This window comes from Thiocapsa marina 5811 (assembly GCF_000223985.1).
In the GTDB taxonomy this organism is placed as follows: domain Bacteria; phylum Pseudomonadota; class Gammaproteobacteria; order Chromatiales; family Chromatiaceae; genus Thiocapsa; species Thiocapsa marina.
On sequence record NZ_AFWV01000002.1, the window covers coordinates 12,450 to 35,203 of the forward strand.

The 22,754-nt window shown below is 63.8% G+C and carries 21 protein-coding genes and 1 pseudogene; 5 read left to right on the forward strand and 17 right to left on the reverse strand.

Annotated features, from left to right (window positions below; all coding sequences use genetic code 11):
• Window positions 1–88: 88 nt before the first annotated feature.
• A complete protein-coding gene (locus THIMADRAFT_RS02495) occupies window positions 89–637 on the reverse strand; it encodes a Fic/DOC family protein (protein WP_007191379.1) in 549 nt (182 codons plus the stop codon).
• A 170-nt stretch (window positions 638–807) separates the two neighbouring features.
• Here THIMADRAFT_RS02495 and THIMADRAFT_RS27700 point away from each other — a divergent pair, with 170 nt between their 5' ends.
• Both THIMADRAFT_RS27700 and THIMADRAFT_RS27705 read left to right on the forward strand, forming a co-directional pair.
• Window positions 808–1,446 (forward strand): hypothetical protein, encoded by a 639-nt coding sequence (locus THIMADRAFT_RS27700; RefSeq protein ID WP_007191380.1) that lies wholly within the window; start codon window positions 808–810, stop codon window positions 1,444–1,446.
• A gap of 23 nt (window positions 1,447–1,469) precedes the next feature.
• Window positions 1,470–2,417, forward strand: coding sequence for a hypothetical protein (locus tag THIMADRAFT_RS27705; RefSeq protein WP_007191381.1), 948 nt, complete (start codon window positions 1,470–1,472; stop codon window positions 2,415–2,417).
• Here THIMADRAFT_RS27705 and THIMADRAFT_RS02505 read toward each other — a convergent pair.
• Window positions 2,417–2,998, reverse strand: a pseudogene (locus THIMADRAFT_RS02505) (type IIL restriction-modification enzyme MmeI); the annotation flags it as partial. The gene THIMADRAFT_RS27705 and the pseudogene THIMADRAFT_RS02505 overlap by 1 nt on opposite strands.
• Window positions 2,999–3,308: 310 nt before the next feature.
• Between THIMADRAFT_RS02505 and THIMADRAFT_RS02510 the strand changes: the two are divergent.
• Window positions 3,309–4,085 carry a hypothetical protein gene (locus THIMADRAFT_RS02510; protein WP_007191383.1) on the forward strand — a complete coding sequence of 259 codons (777 nt, stop codon included), beginning with the start codon at window positions 3,309–3,311 and terminating at the stop codon, window positions 4,083–4,085.
• Window positions 4,086–4,155: 70 nt separating this feature from the next.
• Here the strand turns inward: THIMADRAFT_RS02510 and THIMADRAFT_RS02515 are convergent, their stop codons facing one another.
• The 4 genes from THIMADRAFT_RS02515 to THIMADRAFT_RS02525 form a co-directional block, all read right to left on the reverse strand.
• Window positions 4,156–4,923 carry a hypothetical protein gene (locus THIMADRAFT_RS02515; RefSeq protein WP_233490143.1) on the reverse strand — a complete coding sequence of 256 codons (768 nt, stop codon included), beginning with the start codon at window positions 4,921–4,923 and terminating at the stop codon, window positions 4,156–4,158.
• A gap of 142 nt (window positions 4,924–5,065) precedes the next feature.
• Window positions 5,066–5,206, reverse strand: a complete 141-nt coding sequence (locus THIMADRAFT_RS26970; protein WP_007191385.1) for a hypothetical protein — start codon at window positions 5,204–5,206, stop codon at window positions 5,066–5,068.
• Window positions 5,207–5,813: 607 nt separating this feature from the next.
• Window positions 5,814–5,957 (reverse strand): entericidin A/B family lipoprotein, encoded by a 144-nt coding sequence (locus THIMADRAFT_RS02520; RefSeq protein WP_007191386.1) that lies wholly within the window; start codon window positions 5,955–5,957, stop codon window positions 5,814–5,816.
• A gap of 261 nt (window positions 5,958–6,218) precedes the next feature.
• Complete coding sequence (locus tag THIMADRAFT_RS02525) at window positions 6,219–6,554, reverse strand: hypothetical protein (RefSeq protein ID WP_007191387.1); 336 nt, start codon at window positions 6,552–6,554, stop codon at window positions 6,219–6,221.
• Between the two features lie 119 nt (window positions 6,555–6,673).
• Between THIMADRAFT_RS02525 and tnpC the strand changes: the two genes are divergently transcribed.
• A complete protein-coding gene (gene tnpC / locus THIMADRAFT_RS02530; protein WP_007191388.1) occupies window positions 6,674–8,119 on the forward strand; it encodes an IS66 family transposase in 1,446 nt (481 codons plus the stop codon).
• A 37-nt stretch (window positions 8,120–8,156) separates the two neighbouring features.
• Here the strand turns inward: tnpC and THIMADRAFT_RS02535 are convergent, their stop codons facing one another.
• The 8 genes from THIMADRAFT_RS02535 to THIMADRAFT_RS28350 form a co-directional block, all read right to left on the reverse strand.
• Window positions 8,157–9,230: a DUF2333 family protein gene (locus THIMADRAFT_RS02535; protein ID WP_007191389.1), complete on the reverse strand. Its 1,074-nt coding sequence runs from the start codon at window positions 9,228–9,230 to the stop codon at window positions 8,157–8,159.
• A 95-nt stretch (window positions 9,231–9,325) separates the two neighbouring features.
• A complete protein-coding gene (locus THIMADRAFT_RS02540) occupies window positions 9,326–9,739 on the reverse strand; it encodes a BON domain-containing protein (RefSeq protein WP_007191390.1) in 414 nt (137 codons plus the stop codon).
• 16 nt (window positions 9,740–9,755) lie between these two features.
• Complete coding sequence (locus THIMADRAFT_RS02545; RefSeq protein WP_007191391.1) at window positions 9,756–9,929, reverse strand: hypothetical protein; 174 nt, start codon at window positions 9,927–9,929, stop codon at window positions 9,756–9,758.
• A gap of 87 nt (window positions 9,930–10,016) precedes the next feature.
• Window positions 10,017–10,175, reverse strand: a complete 159-nt coding sequence (locus THIMADRAFT_RS25340) for a DUF3309 family protein (RefSeq protein WP_007191392.1) — start codon at window positions 10,173–10,175, stop codon at window positions 10,017–10,019.
• Window positions 10,176–10,267: 92 nt separating this feature from the next.
• Window positions 10,268–10,477, reverse strand: coding sequence for a CsbD family protein (locus THIMADRAFT_RS02555; protein ID WP_007191393.1), 210 nt, complete (start codon window positions 10,475–10,477; stop codon window positions 10,268–10,270).
• A gap of 437 nt (window positions 10,478–10,914) precedes the next feature.
• Window positions 10,915–13,281, reverse strand: coding sequence for a sensor domain-containing protein (locus THIMADRAFT_RS02560; RefSeq protein WP_007191394.1), 2,367 nt, complete (start codon window positions 13,279–13,281; stop codon window positions 10,915–10,917).
• The gene (locus THIMADRAFT_RS02565) at window positions 13,278–15,776 is read right to left on the reverse strand and encodes a CheR family methyltransferase (RefSeq protein ID WP_007191395.1); all 2,499 of its coding nucleotides are present in this window, start codon (window positions 15,774–15,776) and stop codon (window positions 13,278–13,280) included. The genes THIMADRAFT_RS02560 and THIMADRAFT_RS02565 overlap by 4 nt, the downstream gene beginning before the upstream one ends.
• 6 nt (window positions 15,777–15,782) lie before the next feature.
• Window positions 15,783–16,454 (reverse strand): chemotaxis protein CheB, encoded by a 672-nt coding sequence (locus tag THIMADRAFT_RS28350; RefSeq protein WP_007191396.1) that lies wholly within the window; start codon window positions 16,452–16,454, stop codon window positions 15,783–15,785.
• A gap of 142 nt (window positions 16,455–16,596) precedes the next feature.
• Between THIMADRAFT_RS28350 and THIMADRAFT_RS02570 the strand changes: the two genes are divergently transcribed.
• Window positions 16,597–17,388 (forward strand): Crp/Fnr family transcriptional regulator, encoded by a 792-nt coding sequence (locus tag THIMADRAFT_RS02570; protein ID WP_007191397.1) that lies wholly within the window; start codon window positions 16,597–16,599, stop codon window positions 17,386–17,388.
• 343 nt (window positions 17,389–17,731) lie between these two features.
• On the opposite strand, the gene pdxA is transcribed toward THIMADRAFT_RS02570, so the two are convergent.
• The 3 genes from pdxA to THIMADRAFT_RS02585 are packed head-to-tail and all read right to left on the reverse strand — an operon-like array spanning window position 17,732 to window position 22,645.
• Window positions 17,732–18,703 (reverse strand): 4-hydroxythreonine-4-phosphate dehydrogenase PdxA, encoded by a 972-nt coding sequence (gene pdxA / locus THIMADRAFT_RS02575; RefSeq protein WP_007191398.1) that lies wholly within the window; start codon window positions 18,701–18,703, stop codon window positions 17,732–17,734.
• Window positions 18,700–20,055: a peptidylprolyl isomerase gene (locus THIMADRAFT_RS02580; RefSeq protein ID WP_007191399.1), complete on the reverse strand. Its 1,356-nt coding sequence runs from the start codon at window positions 20,053–20,055 to the stop codon at window positions 18,700–18,702. Before THIMADRAFT_RS02580 ends, pdxA begins: the two co-directional genes overlap by 4 nt.
• Window positions 20,036–22,645 carry an LPS-assembly protein LptD gene (locus THIMADRAFT_RS02585; RefSeq protein WP_007191400.1) on the reverse strand — a complete coding sequence of 870 codons (2,610 nt, stop codon included), beginning with the start codon at window positions 22,643–22,645 and terminating at the stop codon, window positions 20,036–20,038. The genes THIMADRAFT_RS02580 and THIMADRAFT_RS02585 overlap by 20 nt, the downstream gene beginning before the upstream one ends.
• Window positions 22,646–22,754 lie beyond the last annotated feature (109 nt).

Genomic DNA, 22,754 nt, shown 5'->3' on the forward strand with positions numbered 1-22,754 from the left:
AAGCGTAAGAGTGCGTTGCACCGCTCCGCCGCCAGCTCTTCGGCGGTGGAGGGCATCGTCAAACCGTTTACGCAGCCTGCCAAGCACATCAGACCCGCCGCCCCCCGTAAATCCGCCACGTCTGCCGGATCACGCGACTGAAACATTGCTCCATCGCGGCATAGTCGCCGTCCATTGCTGCGTGTACGGCGGCGATATAGGCAGGTTTGCCGCGTCGCGCCAGAGGTGAGAATTCGAGCGCGGGAAGCCCGGCTTGCAGCGCCATGAGCCAGGCGAGAAGTCGCGCGCAGCGTCCGTTGCCCTCGCGAAAAGGATGAATGAGCAACAGTTCCGAGTGCGTTCGCGCCAGTGCCTTGACCAGTTGTGGTTCGGCCATCCCGGCGCAGGGCGTCTCTTGCGCCAGTTCCTGATGCTCGAAAGCGGCCATTAGGCGCGGCACCTGGACCGCGCTGGCGAACAGAAACCCGTCTTTGCTGAGATTGATGTGACGGAATTCTCCAGCCCAGGCGTAAATGTCGCCCAGCCATTGACGATGCAGGCGGCAAATATCCTGGGTCGTGAAGCGATGTCTCGTGTTGAAGTGTCCAGCCGCCCATTCATGGACGGCCAACAATGCGTCGGATTCCGCCTGCTGCATCTCCCTGACCCGCACAATACCTAGCGAGGCTTCGCCTCAGACCGACGAGCCATGGGGCGAGCTCCGGTGTCGGGCGGCCCCGGTTGAGCGACGGAAGGCTAAACTTCCGTTGGTAGCCGCACGGAGCGGCGTGTGGCGCGTGGCCAAGATGTCAACCGGGGCCTGCCATCATGTTAGTCCAAAGCGTCGGTGAGTTGCTGAACGATCGGGTCACGCTGGATCTCGAAGGAATCGACCGGTTGTATCTGAACCTGTATCAACCGCGGCTGCAGACCGGCGGCGGGGTGGCCAACTTCTTCAAGGTCCATCGCGGTGCCAAGGTCGCCTCCACGGTGCTGATGGCCCCGATCAGCCACGCCTTCGTCAAGGCGATCGATCGGTTTGCGCAACGCGAGGGTGTTGAGATCGTGCCCTTCGCCAAGGGACAGCGCAAAGACGACGTCACCCGCGAGCGGCTCCGCGACTTCGCTCAACCCGAGGGTGTCCTGTACATCGGCAAGGCCCAGGAGCGGTTTGCCAGCTTCCGCATGATCAAGAAGATCAGCGCCCACACCGGCCAGCCGTACCCTTGGTTCACCCGCGGGACGGTGATGTGCAACCATTACTACTTTTATTTGGTCGATGCGGACTTCGGCCCTCTGTTCATCAAGTTCTGCTCCTACTTTCCCTACACCGCGCGGGTCTGTCTCAACGGTCATGAGTACGTCAAACGCCAGTTGGCCAAGGCGGGAATCCCCTTCGGGCCCTGGACAACGGGCTGCTCGCCTGCGCCGATCCGGCCCGCGCGCAACGCATCCTCGATGACCTGAACGAGGAGACGATCGCCGCGCTGGTGGCCAAGTGGTTGGGACGGCTCCCGGATCCCTTCACGGCGGAAGACCATGCCGCCGGCTACACTTTCCAACTATCCATCCTGCAGGCGGAGTTCGCCCGCACGCAGGTGTTCGACCGGCCGCTGTCCGGGCGCCATCTATTCGAGGAGGTCATCCGCGAGAACCTCGACCTGGGACGGCCCGAGAAGGTCAGCCTGATCTTCAATCGGAGGATCACCAAACGCACGCCGGGGAGCTTTCATACCCGCGTCATCACCCAAGGGGTTATCCCTTCGCTGCATGTCGGCTACAAATCCTCCAAGATCAAGCAGTACTTCAAGGAAGGCCGGGCCCTGCGCACCGAGACCACGATCAACAACACCCACGACTTCGGCATCGGACGGAATCTGAACAACCTGCCCGCCCTGCGGGCCATCGGCTTTACCGCCAACCGTCGCTTGCTCGAGGTCGAGACACTCAGCCAGGACTGTCTGCTGGCCGAGGCGGTGTTCGATCAGGTCACCCAAGCGCAGGTGGTCGGCGGGCAACGCGCCCCCGGACTGCACCTCGACGATCCGCGGGTGTTGGCGCTGTTCACCGCCATGTGCCTGTTCCTCACCCTGCCCGAGGGCTTCCGCCATGCCGGGATGCGCACCTGGATGGCCCAGGCTCTGGGGTTGCCGCTTGCGGACTACTCACCCGGACGCATGACCTACGATCTGCGCCGACTGCGGCTGCATGGCCTCATCGAACGGATCCCGCAGAGCCATCGCTACCGGGTCACCGATCAGGGCCTGCGGGTGGCCCTGTTCTTCACCAAGGTCCACAGCCGCATCCTGCGGCCAGGGTTGTCCCAGTTGTTCGACGGCTGTCCCAAAGCGCCCAACCGGCCCATCGCCACCGCCATGGGTCGGCTGCAACAGGCCCTCGATGACCTGTTGGGGCAGGCCAAACTTGCGCCGACCTAAATTTGACTCACGTGCGCAGAAAGTTGTTCGTCAAGGAACCCTAGTATGGCTAGCTGGCCGGCGATGTCGGTGGTGATTTTGCCGGCGTTGCGGGTGGGATCGAGGCTGAGCGGATCGAGCCAGAGGGCGCGCAACAGCTCGCGCGTTTTGGGATCGCGCAGCTGCTCCAGGCGGATCGTATGACGGCGCGCGTCCGGGAAGGCGACATAGTAGCCGCCCAAGCGGCTGAACTCGGCGTAGAGCGTGAAGGATCGGCCGACAGCGACGACGATGAAGGGCGGGCGGCCCTCTTCGGGCGGCAGGAGACGGGCGTAGTTCTCGGATTGGTTGCGTGCCTTGACGATGGCCGCGTCCCAGCCGCTGCTGCCGGTTTGGCCGCCGTCGGCGGTGGGTTCGGTCAGCTTGCGCTCGAAGACGTAGGCGTTGTCGCCGACCTTGGAGCTGGACGGGTCGGGCTGAGGCAGATCGAGCAGGGTGCACAGCTCTGTGATGAACATTTGCAGGTTGGCGCGCTCGTTGCGCCCGTAGCTGGTTCCGCCGCCCCAGCGCGTGATGAATGCCTCGACGGCGTGCTCGATCATGGTTCTGTGCTCCCTGAACGCTCGAAGGGGGCGGTTATAGGCCGGGCGGTCCCGGAAAGCCCCCGTCGGGCCTTGTTCACACGCTGGGTCACCCGACCCATTGGAGCGCTCGTAACACCGCTCCGGCGGTGTCGCGCTTCTCCTGGCGCTCCGCGCCACGTGCCGCTCCAGCCGGAGTTATGAACGAGCCCCCCGTCGTCTCACCGGAGTGATGGATATACGCCAAGCAGGGCAATCGCTACGAACCCATTGACCACCGGCACTGCATCGCCGAGCATTGCGAGAAACCGGCGTCGGCGAGGATTCGGAAATGCGTGCAATCGAGCCACCAGCGAGCGGCGGTCCGCGCCAAGCGCGCGGTCGTAAGAGGATGGCGGCATTAAGCCTGTGTTTCGTTCCGTTGATTGTCGGATGCGGCCCGCACCTGGCCACGAAGGCGGGCGATGCCGCTCAAATGCCCAACCCGATGCTCAATGCAAGCTATGCGCAAGAGGCCGAGGTTCCGTTCGTGATGGAGCCAACAATGGCCACGCCATTGAGCTCCGGGCGGGCCAACTTTGGGTCGGAGACCGCATCGCGCAGGACGCGGGAGACGGCGGATTGGGTTGTCGCTTCAAGAGACAATCTCAACATGCCGTTCGCGATCGTGGATAAGGTCAACGCCAAGGTCTATGCCTTTAGCGTGGACGGACAGCTCAAGGGCGCGGCCCCCGTGCTGCTGGGTATGGGGATAGGTGATGACGTCGCCCCCGGCATCAGTGACATGCGGATGTCATTGATCCCCCCCGCGGATCGTACAACGCCCGCGGGGCGCTTCATGACCGCAATGGGGCGCAATTCCCATGGCAAGGAAATCCTCTGGCTGGACTACGAAAACGCCATCTCCATGCATCCGGTCGTGACGAGCATACCCGAACAGCGCCGACCGCAACGCCTGGCCAGTCCATCGCCGCTCGATAACCGTATTTCCTATGGCTGCATCAATGTTCCACCGGAATTCTTCACGGACGTGATACATCGCCTGTTTGCCGGGACGGTCGGCATTGTTTATGTCATGCCGGAAACGAAACCGCGCGCGGCGTTGTAGGTGGTGTTTCGGGATTGGAGCAACCGCGGCAGCCTCGTCGGGGCAGGCGCGGTTTAGGCGGGTTTGATCATCATCGTAAGGAAGACTCCGCTGGCCTCAAGCTGCCCGGCGGCTGCGTGTCGCAGAGCTCGTCGATGGAGTGCGGGGTCGCATTCAGACGTTCGAAGGGCGTTTTCCATGCCTGTTTCTCGTCGATCCAGCTCGCCAATGGCATGACCATCGGTAGATGACCGTTCGGGCGATACCAGGAGTCGACGCTCCAGGGAAGCCCGCTCTCCGTATCGATCATGACGGCCGTCCAGTGCACCGCAGTGATATCGAAAGGGATACGCACTTTGGGCGACGAGACCGACCAACCGGCAAGCTCCCCGATGTCGCGGAGAACATGCAGATAATTCGTGGTGTTGCTGGCGTTGTCGATGCAATCCATCCGCCCTTCAACCCCCGCTTCAAAAATGTTGATGGCAAGGTCGTTGGCCAACAACGGCTGATATTTTTGTGCCAGCAATTCCATTTGCCAGATGCCGATACGCACCTGCTGTAGCCGATCGTGAAGACTCGTGCCCGGGCAAACCGCCAGATGCCTTTTGAGAAGAGCTATATCCTCGGAAGTGAAGGTCATGGTCTGTCTGCTCGCACAGGACCAGTTAAAGCAAATCCGCAGCACGACGGACCCGTCCGGGCCGATCACGTACTCCGGTGGAAGTGGCCTCGACACCGACGGACCCTGAGCGTGATCAAAAAACAGCGACGATGCTGCAGCATCGACGAAACCGGTATGGCTGGCGAGTATGGCGAGGAAACCGATCACCGCAGGCCGGAACAGGTTCGATGTCACGACAACACCGCACAACGGCTTGTGCCGACGTGAAATTGACGGGCTTCCTGCGTCACCCTGGATTCGACCTTCGAGCTTCGCTGTCGACTTGGACGTTTCAATGTCGTCGTCGACAGCGAATCTGGTGGCAACCGGCAAGTGATCAGTTGCGATCTGGTTTTGGCTCGTACATCGGTGCGGCGGCGGCCGGGGCTGGCTCATACTTCGAGGCCGTGCTGCACGCCGCAAGCAGCAGCACGAAAGCCATGGTGATAAGAAGGGCGCTTGTCGAGATCTTGTTCATTTGTCGTTACCTGATTGGGCGTTTCTCTGGAAAAACGCGCGACTGAAGAAACGACGGCGATGTCGATGCCTGACTGCCGGCGTCACCCACGATCACCCGGACAGATCCGTCTGTCTGTACACGAACGACCCGGCATCCAATCTCGGTGCCATCATCTCAGAATCACCTTGACGAAGCCGTGCGTCTGTGCTGTAGCGTACATTGAAGCCCCGTCGACGCATAGGCCTTATTCGTCATTTCGGCCGGAATCGGTCGAGTGTCCGGTGTGCGGAGCGGTGTCGACCAAACGCGTCATCGCTCTGTTCGCTAGCGAACGGAATATGCGTAAACTTCCGCCTAACCTGGCAACGGGACAGGCTGATGACAGGTCGGCACGACAGTCATAGAGGTCAAGCGGACTTGACGTGCCATCCACCCGTTCCAGAACGACTGAGGGTCTGTACAAGCCCCATTCTGTCCGACCGCACTATGGCCGAGACTTGGGCCTACCTTGGTACGTGGCGCAGAGCGACGCCGGGAAGGCGTGACACCGTGGAACGGGTGTCACGAGGCCGTTGAGGTGTCGTGTTTCCCGGTTTAAGCATTAGGGTCCCGTGACGAGCACAATTTACATGCTCTTTTGAACCTCTTTGGCCGTGTCACTTACCGCTTCGCCACCACGTTCGATATCCTGACCTGCTCCGTCGATCGTATTGCACCCGATCAAGAGCCCGATCGACAACAGCATCACTAACCCAATCAGTGTTTTCATTATAATCACCTTCACTAAACCGCGCCTGGTGCGGTATGCGTCATTTGTCGGAGTGGCTTGGCCGCGCCGGCTCAGATCACTGTCGGAGCCGGCGCGGTTTAAAGTATTAAAAAGTTTCAAAATCTAAACCGCGTCTCACTGGGATCAAGGATATCTCCGAAGCTAAACGAACAATGAAAACGACGCATGTTGCTCTGGACGCGGTTTAAACGACTCGAAAAATCCGAGCATCGGCAATGATAGATGCTCGGAACTGACGGATCACGAGTGTGCCTGTTCGGGCGTTGGCTTGAAGCCGACATCATGATCCGGGTTGTGGGCGATCTGCGCAGCAATATCGTGCTGCATTTGCATCACCTCCTTTCGCAGGGCCTGGTTGGCCCTTTGCATATCGTCCAATGACGGGCGCAGCACCGACGCCAAGTGCGGATCACGAAGGACGGCGGTGCGCAGACGTACCAAGGCGATTGCGCTGCTTTGGTATTCTTGAAAGACGCCCAGCAGGACAAACAGATGTCCTGCCAAGTCGTTTTCCATGTGAACGCCGGTTTTGCTGCCGGTGATGTGCCGGCCGGCACGTGGATGACCCTGCATCATGGCTCTGTATCCCCTGAAGAAGCCCTGAAGGTGTTCGGGACGCAATGCAAAACAACTGAAAGATTGTAACTGTTCAGGTCAGCTTGCCAAACAATCCCTTGGGGCGGTAAGTTAGTAACATGCCTAAGCCGCCATCGACAACCGACAGTCCTGACAGCAAAGATGTCGAACTGGCGCGGTTGCGGGCGCAGACCGCCGAGCAAGCGAAACAGATCGCCGAGCTGCTCCAGCGCATCCGCGATCTGGAAGCGCGCTTAGGCAAGGATAGCCACAACTCCAGCAAGCCCCCGTCCTCGGATCCTCCGTTCAAGAAACCGCCGCCGCGCTCGCGCCGCGTGCGCAGCGGCATGAAGCCCGGTGGTCAGAAGGATCATCCGGGCGCCACTCGAGCACTGGTGGAGGATCCCGAGCACCGCATCGTGCTGCCCCTGGAGGGGCTTTGCAGCTGCGGGCACGACTGCGCCGAACTGGCTGTCGAGGTGTTGCCCGAGCGCCGTCAGGTCATCGATCTGGTGGTGCGCCGGGAGGTCACCGAATATCGCACCGTGACCGGGGTGTGTGCCTGCGGCCAGGTGCATTGCAGTGCCTTCCCGGATGCGCTCGGCGCCCCGGTGCAGTATGGCCCGGGGCTGTCGGCCTTGGCGGTGTATTTGACGCATTACCAGCTCTTGCCCTATCGACGCAGCGCCGAGCTGCTCGGTGTCTTGGCGGGCATCACGCTCTCCCCGGCGACCCTGGTGAACATGGGGCGCGAGGCGGCGGTGCGCCTGGCGGCACCCGTGGCGGCGATCGGTCGATCCATCGTGCGCAGCGCCGTGGCCCATGCCGATGAGACGGGGATGCGCGTCGCCGGCGCCCTGCAGTGGCTGCATGTGCTGTGCACCTCGGTCCTGACCTTCTACGCCGTGCACGCCAAGCGCGGCGCCGAGGCGTTGACCGGCATCGGTCTGCTCGACGGCTTTCGCGGCATCCTGGTCCACGATCACTGGCGGGCGTACTTGAGCACCCCGGCTCAGCATGCCTTCTGCAATGCCCATCACCTGCGCGAACTCATCGCCCTCGCCGAAGCCGACCCCGTGCTGTCCTGGCCCAAACGGCTGATCGCCTTGCTGTGCGAGGCCAACGACGCCACCATCGCCGCCCGCGCGGCCGGCCTCGAAGCCCTCCCTGCTGCGGTGGTGGAGGACCTCTTCACCCGTTACGACAGCATCCTCGCCGACGGGGCCTTCTTTCATCCGCAGCGCCTCCCGCCACCGGGCAGTCGACGACGGGTCAAACAGACGCCGGCTTACAACCTGGTCGCGCGCCTGCGCACCCACCGCGACGAGGTCATGCGGTTTGTCACGGATCTGCGGGTGCCCTTCGACAACAACCAAGCGGAACGCGACCTGCGCATGCCCAAGCTCAAGCAGAAGGTCTCGGGCTGTTTCCGCTCGCCCGAAGGTGCCGCGGCCTTCGCCACGGTACGCTCCTATCTGTCCACCCTGCGCAAGCAGTCGATCGATCTCTATCCCGCACTTGTGATGACCTTCCGGGGCCAGCCTCCGATGCCGCACTTGCCGTAAGGCGGTTGGCTACCTGAACAGTTACGAAAGATTTTGGCTAACCCTCGATCAAAAGCCGACGGAGATCGATGATTGCCGCATTGGCGCGCGAGATGTAGGAGGCCATCACCAGGGAATGGTTACCCATGGGGCCGAATCCGGTGCCGTTCAGGATCATGGGGCTCCAGATCGTGTTTTGGGTATTTTCCAACTCCCGCACGATCTGCTTCAGTGACACGAGAGCGTTTTTGTCCTCGAGAACCGAGGCGAAGTCCGCCTCCATGGCGGTCAGCGTCCGGAGAAGCCCCCAGGTATAGCCCCGTGCCTCGAAGAAGACGTCGTCGATCTTGAGCCAGGGTGTCTTGTTCCAGGTTTGCCTGGCGTCGGGCGATGCCTCCGTGGCGCTTGCGTCGCCGGCCAACGCCGTATCGAGCGGGGCTTGACCGACGGCGTAAGACAAGCGCTGCGCAAGACTGCCGAGCCGCTTCGCAACCACCTGCAGATAGGCGGCCAGATTGTCGGCGCGGGCGAAGAACTCACCATCGCCGCCTTTATCGTCGGCGAGTCGCGCCATATAGCGCTGCAAAGCCGCGATCCCGTCGCGGTATTCCGACTCGGAGGACGGGAAGATCCAGGATTGGGAATCATAGTTGAACTTCGGCTCCGCAATCTGGAGATCCGCGTCTTCGACCGATTGCGTTTGCGCACGGCTGAAGTCATTACGCAAAGCGCGGGATAAATCGCGAAGCTCGGTCAGGGCGCCGAATTCCCAATTGGGGATGTTGTCCAGAAAGATTCCCGGAGGTGTAATATCGTTTGTCAGGTAGCCGCCCGGTTTATTCAAGAGGGTCTCGGCAATCCCGATGGCCGCAGCGGTCGTCATGGTGCCGGGCACCAGCTTGGTCGAATCCTGTCCGACCCGCGCCATCGCGTATTCATTGACATCGAATGATCCGGGGGAGCGTGACCAAACGAGGCTCAAGATGATCACGATCACCAGATAGGTCACCAGAAACAGCCCGGCCGTCCACCATAGACCTTTCTCCTTCCAGGTGCGTGGATCATAATACTTGACGACCTTTACGACCCGATTCTTCAGTTGCGGGGCTCTGGTTTTGAATTCGGCGTCCATCTGCGTTTCCTCTCTTGGGTGTCGGGGCTCCTCGGACGCCCGAGGCGTTCCGAGGAGCGGTTCGTTCCTTCAGATGCTCAGATGGAGTCGCAACGCTATTCGGCGACCTGGACCACCAGCTCGTTTCGGACCGATTGGACGTTCTCGACTCCGCCGGCGATGGCTTGACTTCTGTCGATGCTCGCCTGCGAGTCGACTTCACCGCTGAGCGTGACGACACCGTCGGTCGTGGTCACGCCGATCTGAAACACCTCGAGCATCGGATCGGCTAAGAAGTCTGCCTTGATCTTGGCGGTGATCGCCGCGTCGTCGATATAGGCACCTGCCTCCTCTGCCTTCTCGGAAGCCGCCTCCTTGGCCTCTTCCATCTTGTCGCCGGCCTTTTCGGCCGTTCGATCGATCGATTGCCCGACCCTTTCGGCCGGACCTTCTTGCTCGCAGCCGACCGACCCAAGAGCGAAAACCAGGATCACCGACGCCATCAAAGCGCCGTTGTAGGAACGACTCATTCCGGAATGCTCCGCGCTATTTCGTGGCCGCATCCTTGATGTCCTCCATCTTGTCCCCGGTCTTCTCGACGGTTCGATCGATCGTTTCTCCGGCCTCTTCGGCCGGACCCTGTTTCTCGCAACCGAGCGATCCCAGCGAGAAGCTCAGGACCAATAACGACATCAAGATCGCTTTATAGGATTGTTTCATCGGGGCATGTGCCTCTCTCAATGGTGATAGGGGACAGATCCTTCGGGCGGTTTCGCCTGCGGCGAACCGACCGAAGGCATCCGAATGTCAGAGCCGACCCAATACAAACAGGATCAGCAGAATGACGAGGATCAGGCCGATCACGCCCGAGGGGGCGTAACCCCACGACCGACTATGCGGCCAGGTCGGGATGACACCGACCAGGATAAGGATCAGGACGATGACGAGAATCGTGCCGAGTGACATGTGCTTGCTCCTTTAGTGCGAGCGGGCGGATCCCGTTTCGCTGCTCCGTTGGAGTCTTGAACGCGGCCGAACGCTCGAGGATGTGACTCGTCCTAACCGTCGAGCTTGTTGCTCTTCTCCCACTCCTTGACCTGTTTTTCGGCTTCCTCCTGTGCGATGCCGTATTTCTCCTGAATATGTCCGACCAGGACGTCACGCTTGCCGGCGATGCGGTCGAGGTCGTCGTCCGTGATGTCTCCCCATTTCTCCTTGACCTTGCCGGTGAATTGTTTCCAGCTGCCTTCTACTTGATTCCAGTTCATTTAAATACCCTTTCGTGTTGATAAGCTTGAATCGATCCCGGGTTGTTCGTCCTGCCGGACCGCGGGGGGCAGGCAGACTGCACATCTCATCGTCTGGGCGGATTGCTGTGCTGTGTGCTCCATCACATTCAGTATAGCTGTTCTGGATATTTCTGCTGAGTTTATAGGCTTCTGATCGTAAATAAAGCGGTACTCAGTCGGGTGTTGCTTGGGCTGCGAGAGCATTCAGCGAAAGGATGGCGAGGCTTATTAAAAGACCTAATGAAAAAGCAAAAAAATGCCAAGATGTCGTTACGCGACGGGCAGTCGCCGGCGCGGGAACGGCGTCCGCCTTTCATCACGCGTGGCGAGATCGACGAATTCAATCAATCCATCCATCAAGCGTCCGAGCGAGTGCTCCGGCCATGGACATCGAGTGGAACAGGCCGAAGCTCTCCTCATGACGGTGGACCAAGCGGCAGGCACGGGTTGCTTCCGGGAACGGGCAGCCGGCGGCGATACCAGGCGGCGAGCTCGTCGCCCGTCATGGGTTTGCCCAGATAGAACCCCTGTGCACGGTCGCAGCCCAGGTCGCGCACGGCGCCGAGCTCCGCCTCGGTCTCGATGCCGATCGCAGTGACCTTGACCTGCAGGGCCTGGCCGAGACGCACGATGGTCTCGACGATGGCCGGCGCTCGCGCCCCGTTGTCCAGACCCTGCACCAGGGTCCGGTTGATCTCCAGGGCATCCAACGGCAGGTCTTCGATCTCGCCGAGGCAGGAGGATCCGATGCCGAAGTCGTCCAGCGCCACCCGCACCCCGAGCGCATGCAGCTTGTCCAGGAGGCGGCGCGAGGTCGAGGTGTCCTGCAGCAGCGTGGCCTCGCCCAGCGCGAGCGACACCAGGGCCGGGTCGACCCCGCCGTCGTGCAGTGCGTCCGTGATGCGTTGCAGAAACGACTGATGGCGGAATTGGCGCGCCGAGACGTTCACCGTCACGGCGATCGGCGGCAATCCCTCGGCCAGCCAAGCGCGGTGCTGGCGCAAGACCTCCCGGAGCACCCAGGCACCGAGGTCGTGGATGAGTCCGATCGATTCGGCGATCGGCAGGAACACCAAGGGTGCGATCTCGCTGCCGTCGGCCTGAGGCCACCGCAGCAGTGCTTCGACCCCGATGACGGCGCCGCTGCGCAGATCGATCGCCGGTTGGTAGAGGAGTCGAAACCCGTTGTGCGACATCGCCTCGCGCAGGCCGTCCTTCAGTACCGCGACGGCTCGCGACTGGCGCTCGAGCGCGGCCGTGGCGAACTGAAACTGCCCCGGACTGACCTGTTTGGCGTGGTACATGGCCAGATCCGCGCACTTGATCAGGGCATCGATCGTCGCGGCGTCGTCCGGATAGAGGCTGATCCCGATACTGGGCAGACAGGTCAATTCCTGCTCGGCGACCCGGTAAGGGCGCGCGAGCGCTGCGATGGCCGTGCCGGCAGCGGTTGCGGCGTCGTCTTCGTCTCGGATGTTGGCCAGGACGATCACGAACTCGTCTCCGCCGAGTCGGGCGACCAGGTCGTCGGCGCGGAACGACGCGCGCAGACGTTCGGCGGTCTGCCGCAGCACCTCGTCGCCGACCGCGTGTCCGTAGTTGTCGTTGATGGCCTTGAACTGGTCCAGGTCGACGAACAAGACCGCCAAGCGTTTGCCCGCGCGCCCGGCGCCGGCAAGCATCTGCGCGGCCATCGGTGTGAGCAGGCTCCGGCCCGGCAACCCCGTCAAGGGGTCGTGTTGCATCAAACGCAGCGCACGCTCCTCGGATTCCTTGCGTTGGCTGACATCCTGGTGAGCGATCAGGACCCGATCGAGCAGGCCCCGATCATCCATGATCGGCTCCAGATAGGCCGCGAACCAGAGGTAGTCGCCGCTCTCGCTGTGTTGGCGATAGTGGATCTCCGGGGATGCCTCGCAGTCGGTGGCGAAGTGGATGAAGGCGGTGCGAACCGGCTCGCGATCCTCCGGATGCAGCCGGGCCAGCCAAGCGTCCAGGGTCTGCGGGGCCGCGGCGTCCTGCGCATCGCTCGTCGAGGAGTGCACGGCGGGTTGCAGGAGTACGGTGCCTGTGCGCGGATACCACTCCAGGAAGCCGACATCGGCCATCCCAGCCACCCGTTTCAACCGCACTTGGGCGTCGACCAGGTGCTGCTCGGCCTCTTTGCTCGCTGTGATGTCGCTTAGGGTGGCCCGCCAGTGGCCTTGATTGCCCATCCGATGCGCCTCGAGAGCGCTGTCGACACGGACCCAGCGCGAGACGCCCTGCGTCTTGCGCAGCCGCAGCTCGCAGGTCTGGGGCTCGCGTGTGCTGCGCAGCCGATGCAGGCACCCATAGAGGATGTCCTGGTCCTCGGGGAGGATGAAGCGGGTCAGTGGACGGCCGACCAGGCCGACACGCGTGGTTGCGAGCAGGGTGGCGGCGGCAAGGTTGGCCTCCCGGATCATGCCCTCTTCGGTCAGGGTCAGGTAGCCGATCGGCGCTAAATCGTAGAGATCGAAGTAACGTGATCGGGCGGTTTCCAGGGCCTCTTGCGTGCGCAGCAGCTCTTCGTTTTGCAGCTCGAGCTCGATCTGATGCACGCGCAGCTCATGGATCAGGCGTTCGGCCTCATCGGGTGCGAGTGCCGGGAGTGCCGGCTCGTCGGGTGTCGGCAGACGCGCTTCGGCCTCTCGACGCAGCCGTGCCGAGATCTCCTCGCGGGAGGGCGCGCGCGGCGGGATGCCTGCGACGCCCCGCTCGCCCGGATCTTTGTTTGCTTCGAGATCATGGGGGTCGCTCATGGCCGGGCCTCGGGGGTCGGGGCATCGGTTGGTTCAGGTGATCCCGGGGGGGGGGGGGAGGTGACGTCCTCGAGTGCCAGCAGGATCATGCCGGTCTGACCCTCGCCGGGGTCGATGCGCCGGGCGTTGAGCCGCAGCGAGCGCGCTCCGATGTCCGGAAAGTCCTGCTCCAGCGAAAAGTCCTCGAAGCTGCCGCCCTGCGCCTGGATCTCCTGCAGGCGATCGCGCAGTGCCGGGATGTCCCAGCGGTGGTGGCTCAGCGTGAACAGGAGCCGGTCGCGGGTCTCCGCTTCGTTCAGACGGAAGTGGCGGTAGAAGGCGCGGTTGGCCGAGACCACCCGCAGGTCGGCGTCCAGAACGACCAGGGGCTCGCGCACCGCATCCACGATCGCTTCGGCGAAGGCGCGGGCCGCGCGGACCGCGTCCTCGCTGCGTTTGCGCTCGGAGATGTCCACGAAGGTGATGACGGCACCCTCGATGACGTTCTCCAGGGTGCGATAGGGTCCGATCCGCATCAGGAACCAGGCGCCCTGCCGGGTCTGAACCTCGTGCTCGCGGGGCAGCAGGTCGCTCAGCACGGACTGTACGTCGTCCGTGAGATCGGTGTAGTCGACCAGGTTGGAGACGATGTCGCCGACCGGTCGCCCGATATCGGCCGCGATCAGCTTGATCAGCCGGGTCGCGGTCGGCGTGAAGCGGGTGATGCGCAGTTGGTGGTCGACGAACAGGGTCGCCACGCCCGTGCCGGCGAGCAGGTTGTTCATGTCGTTGTTGGCGCGCGAGAGATCGGCGACCTTGGTCTGGAGCTCGGCGTTGACGGTGGCCAGCTCCTCGTTGACCGACTGCAGCTCCTCTTTGGAGGTCTCCAGCTCCTCGTTGGTGGATTGGATCTCCTCGTTGACGGACTGCATCTCCTCGTTGGTGGATTTCAGCTCCTCGTTGGAGGTCTCCATCTCTTCGCGCGTGGATTGCAGATAGTCATCCTTCGCGCGCAGCTCGAGCTCCAGCTCGGCGATGCGCGCGTTTTGCTCACAGTCCCCGTCGCCGCTGGTGGGGGCGGCCCCCGCCGTCGCCGAGGCGGTCGGCTCCGGTGTGGCCGTCTCCAGGACGATCAGGTAGAAGTCCGTCAGCAGGCTCCCGTCCAGATGCGTCTGCTCCGGGCGCACCGTCAGATCGACGCGGCTGAAGTCGCCGTTGGTCTTCACCCCCAGCCCCGGGCGACGGACCGGCTCGCGGTGCGTCACGGCGCGGTGCAGCGCGGTCGTCAGATCGCGTCGCAAGCCCTCGCGCGCCATCGCGAAGACGTTCATGGCGGCATCGCCGGGGGCGGGCTCCAGGTACTGCCCGGTGCGACCGTAGATGTGGAGGATCTCGCCGCGGCCGTTGACGAGGATGCCGACCGGGTCGCCGTGACGCAGCAGGGCCTGCTCGGTGAGTGCGCGCAGATCGAGCTTGCCCTTGGTCAGACCTGCTGCGGCGTGCGGCAAGGGTTGCTGGTCGCCGGTCGACGCCGGCGGGGGCTCGCGCATGACGGAGGTCGGGACGAAGGCGCCGCGCGGCCGCTCCAGGCGACTGTAGAGCTTCCATTTGCGGTTGAGCGGCGCGAACAGGGCAGGGACCTCGCCGACGGTCTCGGAGTTGCCGAGAAAGAGCACGCCGTTCGGACTCAGGGCATAGTGAAAGAGCGCGATCAGGCGCGCTTGCAGATCGCCGTTGAGATAGATCAGCAGGTTGCGGCAGCTGATGAGATCCATCCGGGAGAAGGGCGGATCCTGCACCAGGTCCTGCTCGGAGAACACCAGGAGATCCCGCACCACCTTTTGGACGCGGTAGCCCCCCTGCGGGTCCTCCGAGAAGAAGCGCGCCAGCCGCGCCGCGGAGACGTCGGCCGAGATGCTGCTCGGATAGAGACCGGTGCGGGCTTGCTCGATGGCGCGTGGATCGATGTCGGTCGCGAAGACCTGTATCGTGTAGGCCTGCTTGAGGGTTTCCAGATGCTCGCGCAGCAGGATGGCGATGGAGTACGCCTCCTCCCCGGTCGAGCAACCGCAGACCCAGACGCGTACGGTCGCGCCCGCAGGCTTGCCGAAGAACAGACGCGGAATGACCTCCTCCTCGAGGGCGGCGAAGGCATCGGGATCGCGGAAGAAGTTGGTCACGCCGATCAGCAGGTCGCTGAACAGTGCCTCGATCTCCGCCGGGTCCTGCCGCAGGTAGCCGACATAGTCGCCCTGGCGATCGATCCGATGCAGTGCCATGCGCCGTTCGATCCGACGCCTTAAGGTGCTCTCCTTGTACTGGGAGAAATCATGGCGGGTCTTGTCGCGCAGCAGGATGCAGATCTTGGTCAGGGCATCCTCGGTGGATGCCGACGGGGCGACCGGCCGGGATCTCTTGCCGAAGGCCTGTGCGGCATAGGCGATGAGGTACGCCGGCATCTCCGCCGGGGGCAGGACGTAATCGGCATGGCCGCCGGCGATGAGGCTGCGCGGCATGCCGTCTTAGGCCGCCGTCTCGGGCGTCTGGGCCATCACCAGCCCGCCTTCGCCCTTGATCGCGCGCGCGCCCAGGGTGCCGTCGCTGCCGGTCCCCGAGAGCACGACACAGATGGCTCGCTCGTGCTGGTCTTGGGCCAGGGAGCGGAAGAAGAAGTCGATCGGTAGGCGCGGCCCGCGCGGCGCCGCGGGCTCGAGCAGGCGCAGCGCGCCGTTGAACAGCGCCATGTCGTGGCTGGGCGGGATGATGTAGGCACAGTCCGGCTCGACCCGCATGCCGTCCTCGACCTCCCGGACCTGCATGCGGGTGTAGCGCTTGACCAGCTCGGTGAGGATGCTCTTGTGGTCCGGCGCGAGATGCTGCACCAACACGAAGGCCATGCCGGTCTCGATATCGCGCGGAATGGCCGAGAAGAAGGCCTCGAACGCTGCCAAGCCGCCGGCGGAGGCACCGATGCCGACGATGGGGAAGGGCTTGGCGGCGCTCCGCTCGGTCGGCGGTCCGGTGGCATTCGGGACCTCGGTCGTGGCGGACGGGCTCGGCGGTGCCGGTAGCGACGACGGCTCTGCGGACGCCTTTGCGTCGGTTGTGGCCGGCGACGCCTCGGCGATCTCCTGCGGCGCGACGGGTGACGCAGGGATGTTCGTGGCGTCGCCCCGGGTCCTCGTCTTGGTCATGGTTTGTCTCCGCTGGGTCAGTGATTAAGTGTAGCGGAGAGATCGGAATCGCTCTGTTCGGGATCGCACATAGGGAGGCGATACCGAGCATGCCGTGCTATCGTTTTTCAATGATCCATCGTGAAGTCCCCGGAAAGCGCTCATGCCCACCGCCACTCCGAGCCCGCGCCAAAACCATCTGCTCGCCACCTTGCCGGAACCCGAGTATCGAAAGCTGCTGACGCACTTGGAGCTGGTCCAACTGGAACTCGGGCAGACACTCCATGAGTCCGGGGGCAAGTTGAACTATGTCTATTTTCCGACGACCGCCATCGTGTCCCTCCTCTATGTCATGGAGGATGGCGCATCCGCGGAGATCGCCGTGGTCGGCAACGACGGCATCGTCGGCATCGCCCTCTTCATGGGCGGGGAGACCATGCCGAATCGTGCCGTGGTGCAGAGCGCCGGGGAGGCGTATCGGCTTGGCGGACAGCTGCTCAAGCAGGCTTTCGCGCCTACCGGAGGGGATCGCCAAGGGGTGTTGCCGCCGCTGTTGCTGCGCTACACCCAGGCTTTGCTGACCCAGATGGCGCAGACCGCCGTCTGCAACCGTCATCACACGGTGGACCAGCAGTTGTGTCGGTGGCTGCTGCTCAGCCTCGACCGTCTACCCTCCAACGAGCTGCATATGACCCAGGAGCTGATCGCCAACATGCTGGGCGTGCGGCGCGAGGGTGTGACCGAGGCCGCCGGACGCTTGCAGCGTGCCGGGTTGATCGACTACAGCCGGGGCCGGATCACGGTTTTGGATCGACCGGGCCTGGAAGCGCGGGTGTGCGAGTGCTACGAGGTGGTGAGGAAAGAGTTTCGCCGGTTGCTGCCCGAGGTGGTTCCGCCACACCCCACACCCGAGTCCGTCGAGGGTCGCAACGATCAACCTAGATCCGGCAGTTGACCGCTTCGTGCTTCATGCAAGGCTTTGACTGCCTTGAAGATCGTGCTCGTCCGAGAGCTCACCCGCCGGGTGACGGCCGCTACGCCCCCTGGAGCACGCCCCGCGCGGCGCCCGGCTGCGTTGCAACTCGTTGGCGTAGAACCACTACGCCGCCTCGTTGCGCCTTGCCGGACACCGCGCGGGACGCACTCCAGGGGGCGTTCAACTGCCGGATCTAGGATCAACGGCACCTCTGACGAAGGTGATTTCCGGGAATCGGCATCCCATCCCACTGCGCAGACGATTCGGCCGGAAGTGACGCCGACGGTCGTCGCGATGTGCATTCAGACGTACCTCAGCTTCCTCAGAGCGATGCCCCGGTCAAAAAACGGGCCATGTCGAGGGCAGCCCTTAAGCTCCCGAGATCCGCCCGATCCGTCCCGGCCAGATCCAGCGCTGTGCCGTGATCGACCGAGGTGCGGATGATCGGCAGGCCGAGCGTGATGTTCACCGCCTGACCGAAGCCCAGGTGTTTGAGCACCGGCAGTCCCTGATCGTGGTACATCGCCAGGACCGCGTCGGCGTCGGCGAGCGTGTCGGGGACGAAGGCCGTGTCCGCCGGCAAAGGCCCGATCAGATGCCATCCCAGCCCCCGCAGTTCGTCGAGGACGGGCTCGATCACCTCGATCTCCTCGCGTCCCAGGTGACCGCCTTCGCCCGCGTGCGGGTTGAGCCCGCAGACCAGGATGCGCGGCTCGGGGATCCCGAATCGGGTCGAGAGGTCTCGGTGCAGGATGCGGATGACCTCGGCGAGGTGCTCGCGGGTGATGGCGGCAGCGACATCGCGCAGCGGCAGGTGTGTCGTGACCAAGGCCACGCGCAGACCGGGCGTGGCGAGCATCATGACCGGCTCGGCGCCGCAGCGCTCGGCGAGAAATTCGGTGTGACCGGTGAAGTGCAGACCCGCGTCGTTGATGATGCCCTTGTGCACCGGGCCGGTCACCAGGGCCTCAAAGGAGCCATCCAAGCAGGTTTCGCAGGCGATTCGTAGCGTCTCGAGGACGTAAGGCGCATTCGCGGTGTCCAGACGGCCCGGCGTGACCGGCTGCCGCAAGGCGACCGGCAGGACGGCGAGATGGCCTGCCTGCGCCGGAGGCGCCGCATCGCCGGGGGCGAAGCGCTCGATGTGCAGCGGGAGCTGGAGGCGTTGCGCGCGCTCGGCCAGCAGCTCCGGGTCCGCGATCGCCACCAGCGGCGTGTCCGGGGGATCCTGAGCCAGGCGCACCACCAGATCGGGACCGACCCCGGCGGGTTCTCCGGGCGTGATGGCGATCACGACTGCCCGTCCTCGTCGAGTCTGATCTCCACATAGGCCTCGTCGCGCAGCTGACGCAGCCACTCCTCGGTGGCCTCTTCGGCCTTGCGTCGCTGCAACGCCTCGCGGGCCTTGAGTCGCATGTACTCGCCCTCCTGGTCCTGGTTGCGTCGCTCGATCACCTGGACGATGTGCCAGCCGAAGGGGCTCTGGAACGGCTGGCTTACGCCGTTCGGTGGAAGTGCATTCATGGCCTCCTCGAAGTCCGGTACGGTGTCGCCGGGATTGACCCAGCCGAGGTCGCCGCCCTTCAGGGCGGAGCCGGTGTCGTCCGAATTCGACCGGGCCAGGGTCGCGAAGTCTTCGCCGCCGACGATGCGGATGCGCAGCTGCTCGAGACGCCGTTTCGCGTCGTCGTCGGAGACCAGCTCGTTGGTGCGGATCAGGATGTGACGGGCGTTGGTCTGTACGACATCGTCAGGGGTGGCGGCCTTGATCTCGGTGAGCTTGATGATGTGGTAGCCGCTGGGGCTGCTGAGCGGCTCGCTGATCTCGCCTTCGGCCATGGTGAAGGCGAGCTCGCTGACCAGACTCGGCACGGCGCCCATCTCGAACCAGCCCAGATCGCCGCCCTGCAGGGCGTTGCGCCCGTCGGACTCGGCCGCCGCGACCTTGGCGAAATCCTCGCCGCCGCGCAGCCGCGTAACGAGGCGTGCGGCCTTGGCCTCGGCGGCTTGGACCTGGGCCGGGGTCGCGTTCTCGGGCAGTGCGATCAGGATGTGTTGCAGCCGGACCTGCTCGCGCTCGATGAGGCGGCTGGACTCGCGCTCGAGAAAACGGTCGATCTCCTGATCGGTGATCTGGATCTTGTTGACCACCTCCTGATTTTGGAGGCGGCTGGTGACGATCTGGGAGCGAGTGTCTTCGCGGAAATCGGCAAAGCGAATCCCGCCCGCCTCGAGCGTGGCCTGCAGCTCTTCGAGGGTCAGCCCGTTGCGCTGGGCGATGTTGGTCAGGGCCTCGTTGAGCGTGGCTTCCTCGACTTGGATCCCCAGATCGCGAGCGCGCTGTGCCTGCAGGCGTTTGAGGATGAGTCGGTCGAGCACCTGCTTTTCGAGCTGGGGGAGCGGCGGGGGCGCGGTGCCTGCCTTCTGCATCTGCGGCAGGACCAGATCGATCTCGGCGTCGAGCTCGCTGCGCACGACCACATCGTCGTTGACCACCGCGACGATGGCGTCCAGCTCTTGGATGGGGACCTGGCTCGTCGCCGGCGCCGAGCCGATCAGCAGGCACGCGAGCAGTGAGCCGGCAGCCACGAGGCGAGCACAGGCGTTCGCTCGCTGATGCCCGCGTCTAGTCCGAGTGATAACCATAGATGCCTCGTTCCAGGAGTGTGTCGATCTGGTTTCCGAATGAGCCGAGTCCGGCGAGCTCGACCTGCAACATCAGGCTGGTGCTGCCGCTGTCGCTGCCGGTCTGGAGATGTTGGCCAAGTAACCTCAGGCGCCAGCAGCAGCGTCCGAATTCGATGCCGGCAAAGGCCTCGACCGTCTCCTCGTTGAGAATCGAGTAGAGCCACCGCCCGACGAGCTTCACTTGCGGTCCGATGGGCACCTGCAACGAGATGTCGGTGTCCTCGTAGCGCAGATCCGGGTCGTCGCCGTCATTGAAGCGGTAGGCGAGGTTCAGTCGGCTTCCCTCCTCGCGTGCGTAACGCAACTGTACGACCCGTTTCTCCCAGGGTGCCTCCGTGTCGTTGGGGTTCCATTGCAGGCTCGCCCGCGCGCTCCAATCGTCGGTCACGCGGGCGGCGAATTCGCCGGCCACGGAGGATCGGATATCGTCTTCCACCGTGTCTGCGGACAGCTGAACGCGTCGATCTTCGAAATAGTAGATTTGACCGAGGCTGGCGCGGAACAGCTCCCGGCCGGTCTGATTGGCGATGGTGCGCGAGGTCAGGCCCAAGGTCAGCCGGTTCTCGTCGCCGATGCGGTCGTACCCGGTGAAGCGGTTGGGTCGAAACAGGCTGGCGAAGGAAAAGTCCAGCTCGGTCGTGTCGAACAAGGGCGCGTTGGATTGGTCCTCGAACGAGGTGAGCACATAGTAGATTCGCGGCTCCAGGGTCTGGAGCGTCGGCGTGCCGAACCAGCCGGTATCGCGCTCGAAGACGAGGAGGCCGTCCAGATCGAAGCTCGGGATTGCGTAGGATTGCCGCGACGGCAGGCCCTCGGCCTGGTTGAGCAGATCGTAGCCGGTGTAGTAAAGGCGCGCCCGCGGGATGAGATGCCCGAAGCTGCGACGTAGCGGCAAGCGTAGGGTCGGAACCGCGACGAGGCGATTGCCGTAGACACGCGCCGAATTGTCGAAAAAGTCGTACTGACCCTCGAGGTCGTACTCGACCAGGTCGTTCCAACGTCGGCGATTCAGGTCCAGCTCGATGTGCGGCAGCTGTCCGTAGGGGCGGTTGGCCGGCGCGATGGCGGCGTCGACGGTCTGGAACTGCTGCACGCGCGCGAGTGCGCGCCAGCCCTTCCCGAAGTAGTTGACGTCGCCGCGCTGCACCAAGTTGCGCAGGCTCGTGGTATCCAGGCGGTTGCCGAAGTCCTGAAGATACTCGTCATCCGAGACGGATGTGAAATCGATCGCGCTCGACCAACGGGGACCGAGCTGCCCGGTTTGCTCGATCCGCACCGCTCCGCGGGTGCCGAGCTCGGTGGCCCGGCGGTCCTCGGGCAACACCTCTGCGTTGATCTCCACCTGCTGAAAGCGATCGAGATAGCGCAGCTGCGTGCCCAACATCAGGCCGCGCGTGCTCATGATGCGCGGGGTAATGGTCGCGTCGATGTTCGGGGCAATGTTCCAGTAGTAAGGGATGCTGATGTCGGTGCCGGTCTTATCCGACGAGCCGAAGCTCGGGATCAGAAATCCGCTGCGGCGCCGATCGTCGATCGGGAAGAAGATGTAAGGGGTATAGAGCACCGGGATCTTGCCGATGCGGATCCGGGCGTGGTGCGCATAACCCATTCCGGCTTCCTGGTCGAGCTTCAGATCGCGCGCCCTGATCGACCAATCCGCATTGCCGGGCGGGCAGGTGGTGTAGGTGATGTTGCGATAGCGGCTTTGCTGCTCGGAGAGGATCTCGGCCTCTTCGGCCGTGCCGAGCAGATTTGCACTGCCCGAGAGGCGATAGCGCGCGGCGTCGATGGTGCCTTGACGGGTCAGCACATTGTAATCGGCTGTGTCCCCTTGGATGCGCAGCCCGGGCGTTTCGAGAAAGACGTTCCCGCTTGCATCGAGCCGGCCGCTGCGACGGTCGTAGTTTGATCGATCTGCCGACAAGCGCTGATCGGCCTGCACGACATCCACGCCGCCGCGTAACTGGATGACCTCGGTGTTGCGGTCGTAGTCGACACGATCGGCAACGATGTTGACCGGGACGCCCGCGGTGCCCGCCGGTGCCGCGGGACCGGCGAATCCGGCCGCGCCCGAGCGGGGTCCACAGAACTCCCAGGGGAGGTCCGCGTGCAGCCGTGGATCCCAGGCTGCGGGCAGCTCGAGTGCGCGCGGTGCGAATTCGACCGTCGGTGCCGTTGCTCCGGGATCCTCGGGGGATACGAGCAGCGGCAAGACCGCGTCCGAGTCGCCCTGCGGATCAGGGCGGTCGAGGTCCTGCAGTGCCTCGCTCGGCGTGTGCCGCATCAGAGGTTCAAGCGGCGGCAACGGCACGGGAACGGCGACGGATGCCGGGCTCGACGACGCCGCGCCAGGAGCACCGGTCGCGGCATCGGGTGCGGCATCGGGTGCGTCGGCGGAGGTGTCGTCGGGGTGCTCGGTCGGATCGAGGGCGAGGCCCGGGCTCGCGGCGGCCTCGGCTGCTGCGTTCGTCTCGGCCGCAGAGCGATCGTCGGCAACCGCGGTCGCGGCGACGGCACAGAGGATGATGGCCAGTGAAACGAGGTGCACGTTGGATGTCAGGTCGACTCAAGCCGGCGGCGGTCCAAGGTCGGGGTCTCGGATCGGTGGACGGGTTCGCATGAACCTGCAACCATGGCACATCTGCAGAAGCTCAGCA

Bases quoted from the DNA above. Each gene is read 5' to 3' on its own strand.
- THIMADRAFT_RS02580 (WP_007191399.1), bottom strand. From the start codon at position 20,055: ATGGTTATCACTCGGACTAGACGCGGGCATCAGCGAGCGAACGCCTGT.
- THIMADRAFT_RS27700 (WP_007191380.1), top strand. From the start codon at position 808: ATGTTAGTCCAAAGCGTCGGTGAGTTGCTGAACGATCGGGTCACGCTG.
- THIMADRAFT_RS02555 (WP_007191393.1), bottom strand. From the start codon at position 10,477: ATGAACTGGAATCAAGTAGAAGGCAGCTGGAAACAATTCACCGGCAAG.
- THIMADRAFT_RS02525 (WP_007191387.1), bottom strand. From the start codon at position 6,554: ATGATGCAGGGTCATCCACGTGCCGGCCGGCACATCACCGGCAGCAAA.
- THIMADRAFT_RS28350 (WP_007191396.1), bottom strand. From the start codon at position 16,454: ATGACCAAGACGAGGACCCGGGGCGACGCCACGAACATCCCTGCGTCA.
- THIMADRAFT_RS02545 (WP_007191391.1), bottom strand. From the start codon at position 9,929: ATGAAACAATCCTATAAAGCGATCTTGATGTCGTTATTGGTCCTGAGC.
- THIMADRAFT_RS02535 (WP_007191389.1), bottom strand. From the start codon at position 9,230: ATGGACGCCGAATTCAAAACCAGAGCCCCGCAACTGAAGAATCGGGTC.
- tnpC (WP_007191388.1), top strand. From the start codon at position 6,674: ATGCCTAAGCCGCCATCGACAACCGACAGTCCTGACAGCAAAGATGTC.
- THIMADRAFT_RS02495 (WP_007191379.1), bottom strand. From the start codon at position 637: ATGCAGCAGGCGGAATCCGACGCATTGTTGGCCGTCCATGAATGGGCG.
- THIMADRAFT_RS02565 (WP_007191395.1), bottom strand. From the start codon at position 15,776: ATGCCGCGCAGCCTCATCGCCGGCGGCCATGCCGATTACGTCCTGCCC.
- THIMADRAFT_RS02510 (WP_007191383.1), top strand. From the start codon at position 3,309: ATGCGTGCAATCGAGCCACCAGCGAGCGGCGGTCCGCGCCAAGCGCGC.
- THIMADRAFT_RS02570 (WP_007191397.1), top strand. From the start codon at position 16,597: ATGCCCACCGCCACTCCGAGCCCGCGCCAAAACCATCTGCTCGCCACC.
- THIMADRAFT_RS02520 (WP_007191386.1), bottom strand. From the start codon at position 5,957: ATGAAAACACTGATTGGGTTAGTGATGCTGTTGTCGATCGGGCTCTTG.
- THIMADRAFT_RS26970 (WP_007191385.1), bottom strand. From the start codon at position 5,206: ATGAACAAGATCTCGACAAGCGCCCTTCTTATCACCATGGCTTTCGTG.
- THIMADRAFT_RS02560 (WP_007191394.1), bottom strand. From the start codon at position 13,281: ATGAGCGACCCCCATGATCTCGAAGCAAACAAAGATCCGGGCGAGCGG.
- THIMADRAFT_RS25340 (WP_007191392.1), bottom strand. From the start codon at position 10,175: ATGTCACTCGGCACGATTCTCGTCATCGTCCTGATCCTTATCCTGGTC.
- THIMADRAFT_RS02540 (WP_007191390.1), bottom strand. From the start codon at position 9,739: ATGAGTCGTTCCTACAACGGCGCTTTGATGGCGTCGGTGATCCTGGTT.